This window comes from Devosia polycyclovorans (assembly GCF_042181575.1).
Taxonomy (GTDB): domain Bacteria; phylum Pseudomonadota; class Alphaproteobacteria; order Rhizobiales; family Devosiaceae; genus Devosia; species Devosia polycyclovorans.
Genome location: NZ_CP170082.1, coordinates 1,878,643 through 1,895,480, shown reverse-complemented (window position 1 = coordinate 1,895,480; position 16,838 = coordinate 1,878,643). Strand labels below are relative to the sequence as shown.

General features: G+C 60.5%; 15 protein-coding genes and 1 tRNA gene. 2 read left to right on the top strand and 14 right to left on the bottom strand.

The genetic code is table 11. The features are described from left to right. Positions 1 to 3 precede the first annotated feature (3 nt). The 6 genes from ACE4RL_RS09490 to ACE4RL_RS09465 all read right to left on the bottom strand — a co-directional run bounded on the left by ACE4RL_RS09490 (position 4) and on the right by ACE4RL_RS09465 (position 8,626). Positions 4 to 1,737, bottom strand: a complete 1,734-nt coding sequence (locus ACE4RL_RS09490; protein WP_375596957.1) for an ABC transporter ATP-binding protein — start codon at positions 1,735 to 1,737, stop codon at positions 4 to 6. A 3-nt stretch (positions 1,738 to 1,740) separates the two neighbouring features. Continuing rightward, entirely contained in the window at positions 1,741 to 2,916 is a 1,176-nt protein-coding gene (locus tag ACE4RL_RS09485; protein WP_375596956.1) for an ABC transporter permease, read from the bottom strand. Beyond that, positions 2,916 to 3,902 (bottom strand): ABC transporter permease, encoded by a 987-nt coding sequence (locus ACE4RL_RS09480; RefSeq protein ID WP_375596955.1) that lies wholly within the window; start codon positions 3,900 to 3,902, stop codon positions 2,916 to 2,918. The genes ACE4RL_RS09485 and ACE4RL_RS09480 overlap by 1 nt, the downstream gene beginning before the upstream one ends. Positions 3,903 to 3,922: 20 nt before the next feature. Further along, the gene (locus ACE4RL_RS09475; RefSeq protein ID WP_375596954.1) at positions 3,923 to 6,031 is read right to left on the bottom strand and encodes a family 10 glycosylhydrolase; all 2,109 of its coding nucleotides are present in this window, start codon (positions 6,029 to 6,031) and stop codon (positions 3,923 to 3,925) included. Positions 6,032 to 6,115: 84 nt separating this feature from the next. After that, positions 6,116 to 8,044 (bottom strand): ABC transporter substrate-binding protein, encoded by a 1,929-nt coding sequence (locus tag ACE4RL_RS09470; protein WP_375596953.1) that lies wholly within the window; start codon positions 8,042 to 8,044, stop codon positions 6,116 to 6,118. A gap of 506 nt (positions 8,045 to 8,550) precedes the next feature. Continuing rightward, a tRNA-Lys gene (locus tag ACE4RL_RS09465) sits at positions 8,551 to 8,626 on the bottom strand. A gap of 711 nt (positions 8,627 to 9,337) precedes the next feature. Here ACE4RL_RS09465 and ACE4RL_RS09460 point away from each other — a divergent pair. Continuing rightward, positions 9,338 to 10,447: a pyridoxal phosphate-dependent aminotransferase gene (locus ACE4RL_RS09460; protein ID WP_375596952.1), complete on the top strand. Its 1,110-nt coding sequence runs from the start codon at positions 9,338 to 9,340 to the stop codon at positions 10,445 to 10,447. On the opposite strand, the gene ACE4RL_RS09455 is transcribed toward ACE4RL_RS09460, so the two are convergent. The 5 genes from ACE4RL_RS09455 to ACE4RL_RS09435 all read right to left on the bottom strand — a co-directional run bounded on the left by ACE4RL_RS09455 (position 10,432) and on the right by ACE4RL_RS09435 (position 14,279). After that, entirely contained in the window at positions 10,432 to 11,376 is a 945-nt protein-coding gene (locus ACE4RL_RS09455) for an endonuclease/exonuclease/phosphatase family protein (RefSeq protein ID WP_375596951.1), read from the bottom strand. The two genes, ACE4RL_RS09460 and ACE4RL_RS09455, sit on opposite strands and share 16 nt — an antisense overlap. 141 nt (positions 11,377 to 11,517) lie before the next feature. Next, entirely contained in the window at positions 11,518 to 13,071 is a 1,554-nt protein-coding gene (locus ACE4RL_RS09450) for a 2-isopropylmalate synthase (protein ID WP_375596950.1), read from the bottom strand. A gap of 119 nt (positions 13,072 to 13,190) precedes the next feature. Then, entirely contained in the window at positions 13,191 to 13,313 is a 123-nt protein-coding gene (locus ACE4RL_RS09445) for a hypothetical protein (protein WP_281351139.1), read from the bottom strand. 76 nt (positions 13,314 to 13,389) lie between these two features. Further along, positions 13,390 to 13,794: a GNAT family N-acetyltransferase gene (locus ACE4RL_RS09440; RefSeq protein WP_375596949.1), complete on the bottom strand. Its 405-nt coding sequence runs from the start codon at positions 13,792 to 13,794 to the stop codon at positions 13,390 to 13,392. 56 nt (positions 13,795 to 13,850) lie between these two features. Then, the gene (locus tag ACE4RL_RS09435) at positions 13,851 to 14,279 is read right to left on the bottom strand and encodes a hypothetical protein (RefSeq protein ID WP_375596948.1); all 429 of its coding nucleotides are present in this window, start codon (positions 14,277 to 14,279) and stop codon (positions 13,851 to 13,853) included. A 135-nt stretch (positions 14,280 to 14,414) separates the two neighbouring features. Here ACE4RL_RS09435 and ACE4RL_RS09430 point away from each other — a divergent pair, with 135 nt between their 5' ends. Continuing rightward, positions 14,415 to 14,894: a quercetin 2,3-dioxygenase gene (locus ACE4RL_RS09430; protein WP_375596947.1), complete on the top strand. Its 480-nt coding sequence runs from the start codon at positions 14,415 to 14,417 to the stop codon at positions 14,892 to 14,894. A 32-nt stretch (positions 14,895 to 14,926) separates the two neighbouring features. Here ACE4RL_RS09430 and ACE4RL_RS09425 read toward each other — a convergent pair whose 3' ends face one another. Genes ACE4RL_RS09425 through ACE4RL_RS09415 form a run of 3 tightly spaced genes read right to left on the bottom strand, consistent with a single transcriptional unit; the run spans position 14,927 to position 16,767 of the window. After that, the gene (locus tag ACE4RL_RS09425) at positions 14,927 to 15,805 is read right to left on the bottom strand and encodes a PhzF family phenazine biosynthesis protein (protein ID WP_375596946.1); all 879 of its coding nucleotides are present in this window, start codon (positions 15,803 to 15,805) and stop codon (positions 14,927 to 14,929) included. Beyond that, the gene (locus tag ACE4RL_RS09420) at positions 15,802 to 16,299 is read right to left on the bottom strand and encodes a heme-degrading domain-containing protein (RefSeq protein ID WP_375596945.1); all 498 of its coding nucleotides are present in this window, start codon (positions 16,297 to 16,299) and stop codon (positions 15,802 to 15,804) included. The genes ACE4RL_RS09425 and ACE4RL_RS09420 overlap by 4 nt, the downstream gene beginning before the upstream one ends. Before the next feature lie 3 nt (positions 16,300 to 16,302). Then, on the bottom strand, positions 16,303 to 16,767 hold the full coding sequence (locus ACE4RL_RS09415; protein ID WP_375596944.1) for a GFA family protein: 465 nt from the start codon (positions 16,765 to 16,767) through the stop codon (positions 16,303 to 16,305). Positions 16,768 to 16,838 lie beyond the last annotated feature (71 nt).

Genomic DNA, 16,838 nt, shown 5'->3' with positions numbered 1-16,838 from the left:
CTTCTAGGCACGGAACCGGGTGCGATGCATCATCCGCTTGTTGCGCGGATCAGGGTTGGGCACCGCCGAGATCAGGCTCTTGGTGTAGGCCTCACGCGGTGCGGTACAGATCTGTTCGGCCGTTCCCAGCTCAACCAGTTTGCCGCGATGCATCACCGCGACCCGGTCACAGAAATAACGAACGACCGAAATGTCGTGGGAGATGAAAATGAAGCTAAGATCCAGCCGCTTCTGAATGGACAGCAGCAGGTCCAGAATTTGCGCGCGGATCGAGACGTCGAGCGCCGCCGTGGCTTCATCGGCAATGATAATCCGTGGATCCAGCGCCAGCGCCCGGGCTATGCCGATACGTTGCCGTTGGCCGCCAGAGAAGGCGTGCGGATAGCGCTCGCGCATTGCGGGGTCCAGGCCGACAAGCTCGAGCAGTTCGGCCACCCGGTCGTCCAGCGCCTTGCCGCTCAGCCCACCGGCCACAAGAAGGGGGTCCCCGACAATGTCGCGAACCGTCATGCGCGGATTGAGCGAAGCGAAAGGGTCCTGAAAAACGAGCCGAACCTGGCGATGGAAATCGCGCAGGCCCCGCTTGCTGAGGCTAGTGACGTCCACCGGGGCTTCCTGCCCAAAGAAGGTGACTTTGCCAGAGGTAGGCTCAACGGTGCGCAGCAGCATGCGGCCCAATGTGGTCTTGCCCGAGCCGCTTTCGCCCACAACGCCCAGATTTTCTCCGGCATGAAGGTCAAAGCTCACATCATCGACCGCCTTGAGTGCGAAACTGTTGCCTCCCAGCCAGCCCTTTGTCGCGCCATACACCTTGGTCAAATTGCGAGCAGAAAGGATAATCTCTTGGCCCACAGGCGTTTCCACTCGCGTCGCCGCGCGGCGGTTCTGTTCCAGCTTTACGGTCGAGTCCAGCAGGCGCTGGGTATAGGCGTGCTTGGGCGTGTAGAAAATCTCATCGACACTGCCGAACTCGACAATGCGCCCGAAATGCATGACCGCCACTTCATCCGCGACCTCGGCGACCACCCCCATGTCATGGGTGATCAGCAGCATGGCCATGCCGCGGCTTTCCTGCAGCCTCTTGATGAGGTCGAGTATTTCAGCCTGCGTCGTGACATCGAGCGCGGTCGTCGGTTCGTCGGCGATCAGAATGTCAGGGTCAGAAGCAAGAGCCATCGCGATCATGGCACGCTGACGCATGCCGCCGGAAAACTCGAACGTGTAGCGGTCCACCATCTTGTCGGGATTTGGGATTTCCACCTGCCGCAGCAAGTCGATGGTGCGCTCGCGCGCCTCGGACTTGTTCATCTTGCTGTGCAGCCGAACCGCCTCGATGATCTGGCTGCCAATGGTGTGAACCGGTGACAGCGAGCTCATCGGTTCCTGAAAGATCAGTCCTATGCGGCCGCCACGGATCGAGAGCAGCTCTTTGCCGCGCTCATCGAGCGTGGCGATATCGATGCCGCCCTTCTGGTCCTTGAGCAGGATGCGGCCACCGGCAATGGCGCCATTGCGGTCGATAATATGCATGAGCGCGCGGGCGGTAACGCTCTTGCCCGAGCCGCTCTCGCCGACCAGGCACAGTGTCTGGCCCCGGCGCAGCTTGAGGTTGACATTGCGGGCGGCGTGCAAGACTTCGGTGCGCAAGCGGAAGTCGAGACTGAGATCCTGGACCTCAAGGACAACATCCTGGTCGAGATCAGTGGTTCTGGCGGTCATTTCCGGACTGGTCAGCATGGATCAGGACTCATAGGGGTCGGCGGCATCGCGGAGACCGTCACCAAGGAAGTTGTAGGCTAACACGGTCACGACAACCGCGGCCGCAGGCCAGACGAGCTGCCAGGACGCATTGGCGATGGTGCGCACGTTTTGGGCCTCCTGTAGCAATACACCCCAGGAGACGATCGGCGCCTTGAGACCAATGCCAAGGAAACTCAGTGCGGTTTCGGCCACGATCATGGTTGGCAGCGCCAACGTCACGACAGCAAGGATATGGCTGGTGAGTGATGGAAGGATGTGGCGGAAGATCACACGCCGCTCGCTCGATCCGTCAAGCTTGGCGGCCGTGACAAAGTCTTCTCCGCGCAACGCGAAAAACCTGCCACGCACCTCTCGCGCCAAACCCGTCCAGCCAAACAAGGACACGATCAGCGTAATGATGAAATAGACCATCAATGGCGACCAGGTGAGCGGAATGGCCGCCGCCAGGCCGAGCCAGAGGGGGATGGTGGGCATGGAGGAGATGACCTCGATGACGCGCTGGATCAGGGTGTCGACCACCCCGCCATAGAAGCCGGACAGCGAGCCAAGGACCACGCCGAGCACAAGGCTTATGCTGACCCCCACCAGGCCGATAGACATGGAGATGCGCGTGCCGTGGATCAGTCGGCTCAGCAGATCGCGCCCGAGTCTGTCGGTGCCGAGCAGATACATGGTTTCACCCGGATCGGTCGGTCCGAGCAGGTGGATGTTGGCGTCGAACAGCCCCCACATTTTGTAAGGTGCGCCCTGAACGAACAGTCCGACCGGCACAATCTGTTCGGGGTCAACGACGTAGCTGCGGCGCAGGGAGGCAGGATCGACCTCCATGGTGTAACCTGTGACATGAAGCTGGAAGCGGCTGGAGCCGTCCGCATCCGTCACGAACAGTCCCAGACTTTGTGGCGGCGCATTGGTGAACTGCGGCCGCGAAACATCCGGCGCGGACGGCGCCAGCACTTCGGCAAACAGCCCAATAAAACAGAAAAACAGAATGACGAATCCAGAGACAACCGCCAGCTTGTTGCGGGAGAACTTGTACCAGATCAGCGTCCACTGATTGGCATCCCCCATATCGCTCGTCGCCTTGCTGGGCTTGAGCGGCGTTGTCGATGGCCCGGTATCGGGCTCTTCGTCGATGAAGGTGTGGACTGTCATCACGTAAACCGGATTCGAGGATCGAGAAGGGCGAGCAGCAGATCGGAAACCAGCATGCCGATCAGTGTGAGCACACCCATGAGCAGTATGAAACTTCCTGCCAGATACATGTCCTGGCTGATGAGCGAGCGCAGCAGCAGCGGTCCGGCGGTCGGCAGGTTGAGGACGATGGCAGTGATGGTGACGCCCGAAATCAGTTCCGGCAGGATCCAGCCAATGGCGGAAACGAAGGGGTTCAGCGCGATGCGCACCGGGTACTTCAGAACCACCTTATAGCCGGGCAATCCTTTTGCCTTGGCGGTAATCACGTAGGGTTTGTGCAATTCGTCCGATAGATTGGCGCGCAGTACACGGATCAAAGCGGCCGTTCCCGAGGTGCCGATGACGATGATCGGTATCCACAAATGACCCAGCAGGTCCACAAACTTGCCCCAACTCCAGGGCGCATCGACATATTCGGGCGAGAACAGCCCGCCTACGCTCTGCCCGAAGTAGCGGTAGCTGAAATACATCAGCGTCAAAGCCAGAATGAAGTTGGGTACCGCTAGTCCGATGAAGCCAATAAGGGTGAAGACGTAGTCGCCGATGGTGTGGCGGCGCACGGCTGAATAGATACCGATCGGCAGTGCTACCGCCCAGACGAAGAGCAAAGACGCAATTGAAATTGCCAGCGTCGATCCCATGCGCTCCCAGATCAGTTCGGCGACCGGCCGATTCCATTCGAAGGAGTAACCAAAATCGCCGCGCAGCAGGATACCGCTTATCCATTTGAAGTACTGCACCCAGATCGGGTCGTTAAATCCGTAGATTTCGCGCAGCCGCTCAACCTGGCGGGGATCAACATTGGCCCCTGAATCCTGCATTGAGGCGATCATGGAGGTCACATAGTCGCCTGGCGGCAACTGGATGATCATGAACGCGATCAACGACAGCCCGAACAATGTCGGGATCATGTAGAGGACCCGTTTGATGATGTAGCGAACCATGAGCGTCTCCTCCGCTCGCGTCAGCGCCAGACGAACTGAATCGCATCCAGGCTCGACAATTGCCCGATGCTGACACGAACGCGGCCCTCGGCAAGAGTGAATTCCAGCTCTTCCCCATTGCCGGCACGATAGGCCCGGAGCAGCTTGCGGCCCGGCGGCACTGCTACCGAGAGGGTCAGCGGCCCAATGGGAAAGACCTCGCGGATCGGTCCTTTCATCATCATCGGGTTGGTGAGGTTATTGACCAGAACCAGCGTTGTCCCCTCGCCTTCGCGAACCGACAAGTCGACTACGCCTTTACCTTCGAGTTCGACATCCGGCCTCTTGCCAAGCGCCCAGTGGACGCTGTTGGCGATGAGCCGAGCGTGATCGCCTGCCAGGACTTCATAGAAAATAGCCCCGATATTCCAGGGTATGTAGACCGTGCGTCCGCCGCTTGCGTGCTCGCGCGCAACGACGGCGGCGCCTTGCGGCTCCTGGCGCGGATAGACCTCTTCCATCGGCAGATCGGGGAAATCGGGGACATACAGGAAGGGTTGATCGGCGTCTGGCGCGGCGTCGACGCCAATCAGCCGCGTTCCGCCCATAATCCGGGCAGCGCCATCAAAACCTCTGGTGATCGGATGATCGCCATTGAGTGCTACATAGGTGTTCTTGACCGGTCCGCGCACGGGACGATTGACGGTGTATCCGAGCAGATCGGCCAGCAGCGGGTCCTTCCGCGGCTCATTGGTCGGCGTCCGCGTTCCCGTCTCATGCGCCACAACCAGCGACCCGCCGCGTGAAACATACGCCTTGATCGCCTCCGCCTGCTCTTCCGATAGACAGGTCGAATTGGCCAGGATCAGAACTTTGTACTGGTCCATCCGATCCGGCGTCATTGCAGCATCGGATAGCATTTCGAAAGGCAACCGCGCCTCGATCAACGCCTGATAGAAACCCAGATCGTGGGCTTCGGCTTCACGACGCGATGTATGATCGTAGTGCCTTAACGTGGTGGTGGGGTCGAGAATGGCCACTTCGGCGACAGGAGTGGTGCTGGCCAATTCCGGTTCGAGCCGGGCGTGCAAGGCAAAACTGTCGGCGACTGGTTCTACCCACCGGGTGTCGGGAACCACGCCGTTGAACTTGGTGAACCATGGCAACAGACCCTGAGTTGTTCCGCTATCGATCCAGGCCTGGATTTCTGGGCCCAGCGTCACCGCGTCCTTCCAGCGATAAGCCTCTTCGGGACCGATCGAGGTAATCAGTATGGCCGGACGATCGCGGAAGGTGGCGCGCATGCGCTTGCCGTTCCGGCCGCTCATCCAGACCGGCTCGGTCCCCTGTCTGCCCTGATCGTCCACGCAGAGGAACGGACAATATTTTTCGATTATCGGCAGGTCGAATTCCATCAACGAAACCGAACCCATGTTCGGAATGAAGCTGGTATGGGGCTTGATGGCCTTCATCGCCTCGTCCCATTCAACCACGAGCCGGCTGAGCTTGCTGCGGCGCCATGCACCCCAAGCCAGCCAGGCCGGGTCATCGAGACTATTGGTCAATGGCAATTCATGCCCGGACGCAGCCCTGAAGTCGGTGCGGCAGGCATCGCAGTAGCATACCCCGTGGCCTTGCCAGCGATTGGCGAAAATGGCGTCGATATCGTAATTCGCCGTAATCTCGCGCAGCACTTCGGGCATGAACTTGAAGTTGTAGTCCGAATAGGCGCAGGTGACCCAAACATCGGGAAAGGCCCAATGCCGGACGCGGTTGCCATCCCGATCGACCATGACCCATTCGGGATGGGCATCAGCCGCATCCTGATGGATGGCGTGAGGGTCGACGCGTGCCATGACGTGCATATTCAGCTCACGTGCCCCATCGACCAACGATCCGAACGGGTCAGTCTCGCCGATGAACTTGCTGACATAGTGTAGCGGGACCTTGCTCGGATAGTAGGCCACATAACCGCCCGCGCTGATGCAGGTGGCGTTGGATTGCGTCCGTTTGAACACGTCCACCCAGAAGGCGGGATCGAAACGGATCGGATCGTCTTCTGCCAGCGTCAACTGGGTCCAGCGCGTGGCCGTCCTGTACCAGTCCGGGGTGCGCAGGTGTTCGGTCGATTTAGGTGCAGCGTCGAGCATGGCAATCTTTTGGGTGCGAGTTTAGAGGAGCGCCGACCTCGTGAGGTCGGCGCCAGCGTCGGGAGGACGCAAGGTTGCGGTTGGCTAGCTCTTGAAGAACTGCTCGGGTCGTGCCGGGCCGGGAGTCGGCCAGCCGAACGAATTCGGCATGGACCGCATCACGTTGACCATGTCGTTCTTGACGATCCCGTAGCCGTCGGCTGGCAGGCTGACGCCGAAGGTCATGAACAGATCCGCAGCATTTTCAAGGATCTGCGCCATGATCTCTTGCTGCCGGGCCGCATCGCCTGTTCCGGTCAGTTCACGGTAGAGATCCTGTTGCGCCTTGACGGCAGGCGGTGGCTCGATGGCATCAGGATTATCCGGCTGCGTGAAGTAGAGCGACCACCCCGGAGCGTAGAGGGAATTGGCGTTTAACGGCACAAAGTACCGCGCGTCCAGCATGGCCGCGAGACCAGAATTGGCGCCGAACTGGTGCGCCGTGGCGTCGAAGGCACGACCGCGCCGAACCCGTTCTTCCCATAGCGAGCGGTCCATGGTGCGCATTTGCACATCCAGCCCCACCTGGCGGAACATGGGAATGGCCAGCTCGAACATGTCGAGGAAGGTGGTGCGGCTCTGGTCGATCTCAAAGATGATCGACAGGCGACGACCTTCCTTGTCGAGGCGATATCCATCCCCGTCCTTTTCCGGCACGATGGCATCGAGCATCTCATTGGCCCGTGCCGGATCGAACTCGGTGAAGTCCTTGGCAAGGCGCTCATTGTAAAGCGGATCGCCCTCAATGATCGAGGCCTGTGCCGGGCTGCCCTGCCCGATAAACACTGCGTCAATCAGTGCCTGGCGATCTACCGCAAGCGACATCGCCTGGCGGAATTCGACCGTATTGAACAACTCGTTCTTGGTTGCATCGGTATGGTTGAGATTGAGCTGGAACACCATAACGTTCGCAGCCGTCTCCTTGAGGGTGTAGAAGCCGTAATCGCCGCTTTCCATGCCATCGAACAAGGTCGGCCTATTGGCAGGCGTGGCGATGTACTGGTCCATCAAGTCGATTTCACCCTGCAGCGTCTTGAGCAGCAGCACCTCTGGATCGGCCACCATCTGATAGACGACGCGATCGAAGTAAGGCAGTTGGGTGCCTTCCGTGTCGACCTTGAAGTAGAATGGATTGCGCACAGCCACCGATATTTCGGTATTCTGTCCCGGCGCCTCGGTGAAATACCATGCGTTCAGGGTTGGACGATTGGCGTTCTGGAAGAAGGTATTGTCATCCTGGAAGCCGACCTCGCGCTGGAAAAGCGCGATCCAGCTTTCCATCCCGGCCTCCTGCGCCAGCTTGTCGGCATCCGGATTGTAACGGATATGGAACTGCTCAAGATAATGCTTGGGGCAGCGGGTGAGTTGATCGTTCTGAGCCCAAGCAAGCTGCTGCAGGAAGAAGCCGTTCGGGCCAGCGAAGCGGACCTTGAAGGTCGTCTCGTCGATCACTTCAAGAACGGCCTTTTCGCCGTCTACCGCCCAGAATGACTGCGGCCCAAGATTGGTCTGCTCATCGGTGAAATAGGCATCGTACCAGAACTGGATATCGGCCGTGGTGTAGGGCTGCCCGTCGGACCACTTGTGCCCTTCACGCAGCTTGATGGTGTACTCCGTCGAGTCTGCGCTCACTTCGTAGCTTTCGGCCACATTGGGGATGACCCCGGTCCATTCCGGGTCATACCGGACCAGCGGTTCGTAACCCTGGTAGCGCACCAGCATCGACAGTGAACCACCGCCAACCAGTGCGTGCTCCCAGTCACCGCCCTGCTGCCCTGCCCGCTCCAGCGGTGTGAGCACCAGCGGATTGGCTGGCAGGCGATCGGCGACCGGCGGCAACGCGCCAGAATCCACTTCAGCCTGCAAGAAAGCGGACTCGGACGTGGATTGGCCGCGCGCCAATCCTGACATCAGGAGCGACCCTGCAAGTGCGGACGAAGCCGCCATGAAAGCCCTACGGCTAATGTGACTCATATTCCCCTCCTTAGCTAACTTCTTTGAGTTCTAGCTAACAACGAGGCTATGATGATGGCAGTTGTTAGGTAAAGCGTTATGTTCCGTGGTTGCGTCTTTTTTCGTTTAGCCAGGAAATGGACCGCAATGGCGAGTTCGTGGGCATCGCGTTCCGGACGCCGACAACCCGCTTCTCGCGGGACGGAGGGGCATTTCGACTGGCAGCGAGCAATGCGCGGCACAAACCTATCGAGGATTGGCGACCGCACTGGGGCGGCAAGAGAATCGCCGTCACGAAGTATTGGGAAAGGCATTGGCGCAGCAGACCACCACGTCTGCCGCCGACCTGGCCGCCATCGCCGGCGCCTTCAGCAAGCGACCAGAAAATCCATGCCCTATGCGGCGCCGTCGCGTGCCGGCATTTTCCTGCTGCCCTATTCTCCGTCCCAATCCCGTCCCAGCGCCAGAAACAACAAAGGCGACCCGGAGGCCGCCTATCGTAATCCCTTGATTGGAAAGGGAGGCTTTGGTGGGTGCACAAGGACTCGAACCTTGGACCCGCTGATTAAGAGTCAGCTGCTCTACCATCTGAGCTATGCACCCGGGGCTTTTTGAAGCGCCTCGGCACCAAAGTGGCGCCTCTCTACCAAAGGGATTTGGAGCTGTCCAGCATTCAAAACCAGTTTGTGTGCAAAACTGTCATGCAGACTTCACGAGGGCGACAACCCGGCCTCTCGGACCGGGTTGGTCGATCTCATTGCCGCAAATGCCTGTAGTCGCTCAACTCGACCACATTGCTGGCCGGTTCGCTGGGCGCCGGGCGGACTTCGTCCATCAGCCCAATCGTCCTTTCTATGATGTGTCGGAGCTGCCGTGACCGCTGATCAGCACCCTGGAGAATGTTGGCGGCCCGCTGCAAATGGTCACGCGCAAGCACGTAGGTTGGAGGCAATCGCTTTCTCCCTTTGGCAGAAACTTACATGAGGAATCGCCGCTTCCGGCGTGACCAGAAGGTGGACCGGCATAGTTCTCGACTTGTTGCCCGCCCGGATGGCATTTGGTTCAAATGCACCCAATTGTTCCGATCCGCTTCGAACCAAGCGTAGCCCGGAGTTTGCGGCGCCCCGCGATCAGCTATGCCTGTGCAAAACAGCGGGACCTGACTGACGTCCGCATCAACGGGACATGATCCCGACACCAGGCAGCCAGGGAATCGCTCGAATCGGTCACCTTGCAACATGCCTGAAGAGACCGGCTGGCAAGCGCCGCCCGCCCAGCTAGAATGGAAGTGGATTCGCCTTCAAGGACCCGATTGTGCCCCTGCCCCCATTCACCTCCATCGTCGAAGCTCTCCCCGAAACCGTACCCTTCGTGGGCCCGGAGGCGATTGAACGGCAAACCGGCATAGCCACGCGGGCCCGCATCGGTGCCAACGAATCTGGCTTCGGCCCCAGCCCACGCGTCATTGCGGCACTGCGCGACGCAGCGCCGGGGATCTGGACCTATCCTGATCCGGAGAATTACGCATTGCGGGTGGCGCTCGCCACACATCTCGGTGTCACAAGCGACGAAATTGCTGTCAGCGAAGGCATCGATGGCCTGATGGGCCTGCTTGTCCGCTTGTTCATCGCGCCAGGCGATATTGTGGTGACCTCGCTCGGGGCTTATCCCACCTTCAACTATCATGTGGTCGGGTTTGGCGGCGATCTGCGCTTCGTGCCTTATCGCCAGTTCCATGAAGATCCCGAGGCCCTGGCCGCAAAGGCGCGCGAGACCAATGCCCGCATGGTCTATCTGGCCAACCCCGACAACCCCATGGGTTCGTTCTGGCCCGCTGGCGACATCGAGCGCTTCATTGAGGCAGTTCCCGAGACATGCCTGATCGTTCTTGACGAAGCATATCTGGAGACCGCGCCGCAGGATGTGCCGCCGCTGGACACCAGTCGCCCCAACCTGCTGCGCCTGCGCACCTTCTCCAAGGCCTATGGCCTTGCAGGGCTGCGCTGTGGCTACGCAATCGGGCACCGCCGGATCGCGGGCGCCTTCAATCGCATTCGCAACCATTTCGGGGTCAACAAGCTCGCCCAGCTTGCGGCGCTGACGGCGCTGGACGATCAGGACTACCTGCAACAGGCCGTCGCCCGGATCACCGCAGCGCGCGACCGAATTTCCCAGATCGCCCGCGACAATGATCTACTGCCCCTGCCCTCCGCCACCAATTTCGTGGCCATTGACTGCGGGCGCGACGGTTCCTTCGCTGTCCGCGTGCTGGAAGCGCTGGGACGACAGGGCGTCTTTGTGCGGAAGCCTGCAGCATCAGGTCTGGACCAGCATATTCGCATCAGCGCTGGGCCAGACAAGGACCTCGACCTGTTGGCAGAAACCCTGCCGCTGGCGCTGAAGCAGGCTCAATCCGCCGCGTAAAGACCAATGCTGGCCCAGAGTGGCCGGTGATTGGAGCCGTGGCTATCGCCCGACCCCAGGGTGAGGATTTGGGCCTCCCCGCGCGTGAGCATATTGTCGATCGGTACGCCGACCGGACCAAGCCGCACGGGCCATGTCGCTGGCGTGACTGGACCGGGCGCCAATCCGCCCCGCTCGATCAGCATGCCCATCGTCTCGGTCCAGATCGCCGAGTTGAAGTCCCCAGCCAGCACCAGAGGGCCCTCAATGGTCCGGAGCAGATTGCTCAGTACCCACATTTCCTGCCAGGCGACATGATTGTCATAGGGCTTGGTCAGGTGCGCACCCACAATAGTCACCGGCTGGCCATCGACCCGGACGCGGGCCGTCACCAGCCGCTCCCAATTGAAGGGCCTGAAGAGCTCAATGCCACCCTCTTCGATGGGCAGGCGTGAATAAAGCGAGATATCGCAGGTTTCCGGCCGCTCGCATCCCAGCCGATGGGGATAGACTTCGGCCATGCGGTCCAGATGCGGTCTGATACCGGGCGTCTCCATAATGAGTACGATCTCGGGCGGATCAGCGAGAACCGCATCCACCAGTTCGTCCGCCCGCTGGTTGCCGTTCAGCACATTGAAGCTGAGAAAGCGGAACTGTGCGGCAGGGACCGCGGCGTAGTCGGCCCGATTGGCATAGAGTTCACCGATCAGCCAGTAGCCATGTGCGCCTGCCGCCAGCACCGGCAGCAGGCCCAGCAGCCCCCGCCAGCGGGCGCCGAGCACGATCAGGCCAAGCGCCAGGAAAACCCCGGCCGCCATCAGATGAAATCTCAGGCTCTGCAGCAGGATCACGCCGGGCACGTCCCGGCCTGACACCACAATGGCCAGGAGGACGATGACCGCCCCCAGCGCCACCAGCAGGCCGCCCCGGAACTCCGCTTTGCCCCACATTGACCAATTCACTCCCAAGACAACCGGACAATGGCTAGACCAGCTTGGGCCGCCCAGCGCAAGACCTCAACGCGCATGCCCCAAATGAAAGGGGCGCAGCCTTGCGGCTCCGCCCCTACCATTGCCGTCATTTTGTGCCGCTCAGCCCGCCAGTGCACCCTGCGCAGAAGCCCCGCGTTCAATCATCACGCGATTGAGCGCATTGAGATAGGCACGGGCCGAGGCCACCAGCGTATCGGGTTCCGCAGCGTTGCCCGAGGCGATACGGCCATTCATTTCGAGGCGCACATGGGCCGAGGCCTGCGCGTCGGTGCCGCCGGTCACACCGTCGACAGCGTAGAGCACCAGATGTGGGTTCTGGCCGGAAGCTGCCTTGATGGCGTTGAAGATCGCATCGACTGAGCCCGTGCCCTCGAAAGACACCTTGGATACCTCGCCATCGATGGTGACCGTCAGGTCGCAGCGATGCACGCCGCCGGTCTTGGAAACCACTTCCATATCGACCAGCCGGATCCGGTCGCCGACCGAACCAACCTCATCGTCCACCAGCGCCACGATGTCGGCGTCATAGACATGCTTCTTGCGGTCGGCCAGGTCCTTGAAGCGCTGGAAGGCCTCCTGGAAGGCATTGTCGCCCAGCTCGTAGCCCAGTTCCTTGAGCTTGTCCTTGAACGCTGCGCGGCCCGAATGCTTACCCATGACCAGCGTGGTTTCCTTGATGCCGACGCTGGCCGGGGTCATGATCTCATAGGTCTCGGCATTCTTGAGCATGCCGTCCTGATGGATGCCGCTTTCATGCGCGAAGGCATTCTTGCCCACGATGGCCTTGTTGTACTGCACCGGAAAATTCGAAGCAGCCGACACCACGCGGCTGGCTCGGCTGAGCTGGGTGCTGTCGATCTCGGTGTAATAAGGCATCGCATCGCCGCGGGTGCGCAGGGCCATGACGACCTCTTCAAGCGCCGCATTGCCAGCGCGCTCACCCAGCCCGTTGATGGTGCATTCGATCTGCCGCGCGCCACCGGCCACGCCAGCCAGAGAATTGGCCACCGCCATGCCCAGATCGTCGTGGCAATGCACCGAGAAGATCGCCTTGTCGGCGCCCGGCACACTGTCGATGATGTCCTTGAACATGCGGAAATGTTCTTCGGGCACCGCGTATCCGACGGTGTCTGGCAGGTTGATCGTGGTCGCACCAGCCTTGATGGCCGTCTCCACGCAGCGCTTGAGGAACTCCATCGGCGTGCGGGTGGCATCCATGGCCGACCATTCGACATCATCGATCAGGTTGCGGGCCTGCGTGACCGTGCGAGCGATGATTTCGATCACCTCGTCCTCGGTCTTTTTCATCTGGTGCGCCAGGTGAATAGGCGAGGTCGAAACGAAGGTGTGAATACGTCCCTTCCGGGCGTGCCGAACGGCCTCCCCCGCGCGGTCGATATCGGCGCTGATGGCGCGGGCGAGCCCGGCCACGGTGGCCGTCTTGACCTGCTTGGCCACGGCCACCACGGCATCGAAATCGCCATTCGATGCAATGGGGAAGCCCGCTTCGATGATATCGACGCCCATTTCATCAAGCGTCTCGGCGACCTGGAGCTTTTCTTCCAGCGTCATGGTGGCGCCTGGCGATTGCTCCCCATCACGCAGGGTAGTGTCGAAAATGAAAACGCGTTCTTTGTTGCTGTCGACGGACATAGGCTTCTCTTGGTTTCCTATCGGCCCTGGGGCAATGGCTCGCAGGACCGGACATGTTCTGATGTTCGGTTGTTGCGCAATCCCCTGACGACCCGCTCGCTAGCTCGAGCTGCCGGTGATCAGGGGCTGATAAGAAGGAGAAGCAGAGCGGGCAGCAGCAGCAGGCCGGCAGCCAGCAGCAAACGGGCCTGAAGGGCCTGAGTTTGTGCGATGGCAATGGCTTTGGCGCGGCGGCGCTGCATGAGTACGCTCTGGTACGGCTATCAATGTTCGCACAATGCGCCAACCCGCTGCTTGGTGCAAGGGTAGCGGACTGAATTATGTTACTTTTTTGCTCCGAATTTGAAAACCGGTCTTGGTCTGCTCAAAGCCTGCGGATCGGTAGAAGCTCAAGGTGGCGACATCCTGCGAACCGGTCATCAGCATTACTTTGTAGCAGTCCTCACCCCAAGCCCGTTCTACCGCAGCAGCGAGGACTGCCTTGCCATAACCTCGGCCACGGGCAGAAACATGCGTAACCACGTTCTCGATCAGGGCATAGGGTCGACCGCCACGCGTCAGGTTCGGGATGACGACCAACGTGCAACTCGATCTGATCCCTTCTTCATCACTGCCGATCAGAACCCCGCTGCCTGGCAAAGCCTGCAGCCTCGCCAATGCCCGTTTGGCGCTGCCCCGGCTCGGACGGTCATCATCGGCATGCAGATGCTGATAGAGGTCCAATATACCAGGCAGATCACCTGATCCTGCCATTCGGATTTCGAGCGACGAAGTTCCCATCACCCGAAAGCGAACACCGCCGAGAGCAGCACGCCAAGGAATGCCAGCGCCGTAATCTTGTGTGCGGTATCGGCCCGCTTGCCCGCTTCTGCATTGCCGCCCTGCGATTTCTTGAACTGGATGCCGCCATATATGATCGCTGCCAGCATCACGGCCACAAGCACCATCTTGACCCAGAACCAGACCGAGGCGCCGCCCAGCCCGCCATATTTCATAAACATGATCAGCGGCCCGGTAATCAGCAGCGCAGCCATGGCCACTTTGCCCACTTGCGAGAGGGCATTCATCACCCCGTAGTACCCAGCGCGCTGATCCGGCGTCGCCGAAGCCAGGCGCGCGCCGATCACCGGCCCCACGACCGAGTTCGAACCACCCGCGATGAACGCGATGATGTGTAGCCAGATAAGAAGATTGACGACGACTTCCATAGCTCCCCTCCACTATTCTATGGAAGTCTAGCACGTTAACTCGATAGCCCAAGAGCCTTTACTTGATTTCGCGGCCTACCGCAGAACAGCGGTACGGTACTCAATTGGCTAGGGCTGATTTTGGGAGCATCTGCCATGAATGCGTCAGAGGAAAAGCTTGAGCCTTTCGCCCGGCAGTCCGGTGAAGGAGAAGCATGGTGGTGGCTGGGTTCGTTGGCAATCATAAAAGCCGCGCGCGAGGAAACCGGCGGCCGCTTTACCCTGGTGGAGGTCACCGAGAATGAGGGAGAAACACCCCTTCACGTGCACCACCGCGAGGACGAGACCTTCTTCGTGCTGGAGGGGGAGATCGACTTCGAGGTGGACGGCAAGCCCATCAAGGCCGGACCAGGCATGACAATATTTGGACCGCGCGGCATTCCGCACAGCTATAGAGTACGAAAGGGCCCGGCGCGCATGCTTTTTCTGCTGACCCCGGGCGGGTTCGAGGATTTGATCCGCGCCAGCAGTGTGCCTGCCAAGGCTCTTAGAATTCCGACCGAGGAAGACGCCATCGCTGACTTTGAGGCGCTTCCAGCCATTGCCTTGCGCTATGGATGCGAAATGCTCGGCTAGGCAGAAGGGGCCCGGTACCAGACCCCTTCTTGTCAGAGGTCCAGTACTCCCTCGCCGACCACCACTGCTTCGCCGCCAATTGCGCCATGCACCAGCACGTCGTTTTCGTTGCGCAATTGCAGGGTGATCCGGCACGGCCGTCCCATTTCATATCCCTGGCGCAGGATGTAATCGGCCTGACCCGAGCCAAGCGCCTCTTCGGCCAGCATGCCGATCAGGGCCGCGGCGGCAGATCCGGTACCGGGATCTTCGCCCAGCCCCATGCCGAACATGCGCGCCGCGATGTCGTTTTCCCGCTCGTCCGGGGTGAGGGTAAACACATAGGCCGAGCTGTGATCGTAGTGAAACACGTCCGCCCAGGCGGTCGGGTTGACCCGGACCTTTCTTAGCACGTTGGCATCGCGTACCGGGATCAGGTGGAACGTCACCCCAGCGGAAAATACGGCTGGCCTGAACGCTTCGCAGCCAATGTCCTCCACATCGATACCAAGCGCCTGCGCAATGCCCAGCCGGTCCGGCAGGTCGGCGATGCGCTGCGGCAATCTTGGCAGCGTGAACCGCGCCTCTCCGGTTCGGCGGTCGATCCGCTCGAACAGGGCCGTAACAAGCCCGACTTTTTCTTCCATGCGAATGGCCGATGCCCGGCTGTTGAGCCCCAGCGACACCGCAGCGCCGACCGTGGGATGCCCGGCAAAAGGCAATTCCTGATGCGGCGTGAAGATGCGCAGCATGGCGCTGTTGCGCTCGTTCTGCGGCTTGCAGATAAAAACCGTCTCGCTCAGGTTGAACTCGCGGGCAATGGCTTGCATCTCATTGTCCATCAGACCGTCCGCCTTGGGCACCACGGCCAGCGCATTACCCTTGAGCGGAATGCGCGTGAAGACGTCAAGGATCAGGTAGGACAGCCTCAATTGGTCGCCTCCGCAAGGGCATAGTCCGCCCGCACCTTGCCCAGAAAGTCGCAGAGCGCGTCAACGGCCACGCCGTGGTCCTTGCGCCCCGGCAGTCCGGAAATAGTGAGGCAACCGATAATCCCGGCGCCGGTCACCCGGATGGGAAACCCGCCTCCGGCAATCACGAAGTCGGCTGGATCGGCACCGGACTGGGGTGGGAACGGCGCCTCCCCCCGTTCCAGCACCAGCCGATAGCTGGCCCGCTGAAAACGCCGCACCGAATTGATCTTGCGCCGCACCCATTCGGCATTGTCAGCGCTGGTGCCGGGCGTGGCCGAAAAGAACAATTGGCGGTCCCAGGTTCTGAGGTCGACCACCAGCGACAGCCCTTCATTGAGAGCCCGCCCGCGGATGGCAGCGCCGATTTCGAAGGCCACTGCCTCGTCAAAACGCGACAGAACCAGTTCGTTTTCCTGGCGAGTGACCAATGCAATATCGTCTTGTTTGCTCATGGCTTAGCTCTGATGCGCGCGGGTCCAGGCGTCGAAAAGCGGGGTCCGATCCGTAGCGCCTTTGGCGAAATTGACCTGGCCGGGGTCGATACTGGCCCAGGCCGCCTTGCTGTCTGTCCAGATATTCCCCACAGGTGCCGCCCAATCCATGTTGTCCAGTGACCCGGCGCGCATCACCTTTATCCCGCCTGCCGGTGGGACGTTCCAGAGCCAGGTATGGCAGTTGGCGCAGAAATGCATGTCAATGACATTGCCGCTGTCGGCCGTGCGGCCATAGCGCTCGGTGTCGCCGGACAGCACCTGCAGGTCGTCATCCTTGACGATCATTGACATGGACCAGCCGGCCCCGGAATAGCGCTGGCAATCCTTGCAATGGCAATTATAGACGCTGAGCGGACTGGCCTCGAGCTGATACCGCACCGCGCCACACGAACACCCGCCCTCGACCGGAAAATTTGGCAGAGTCATGACTCATCTCCCTCGCTTGCAGGCCAACTTCTAGGCCAGTTGACCGCCGGGGGAAAGGTGGCTTCCTGCGC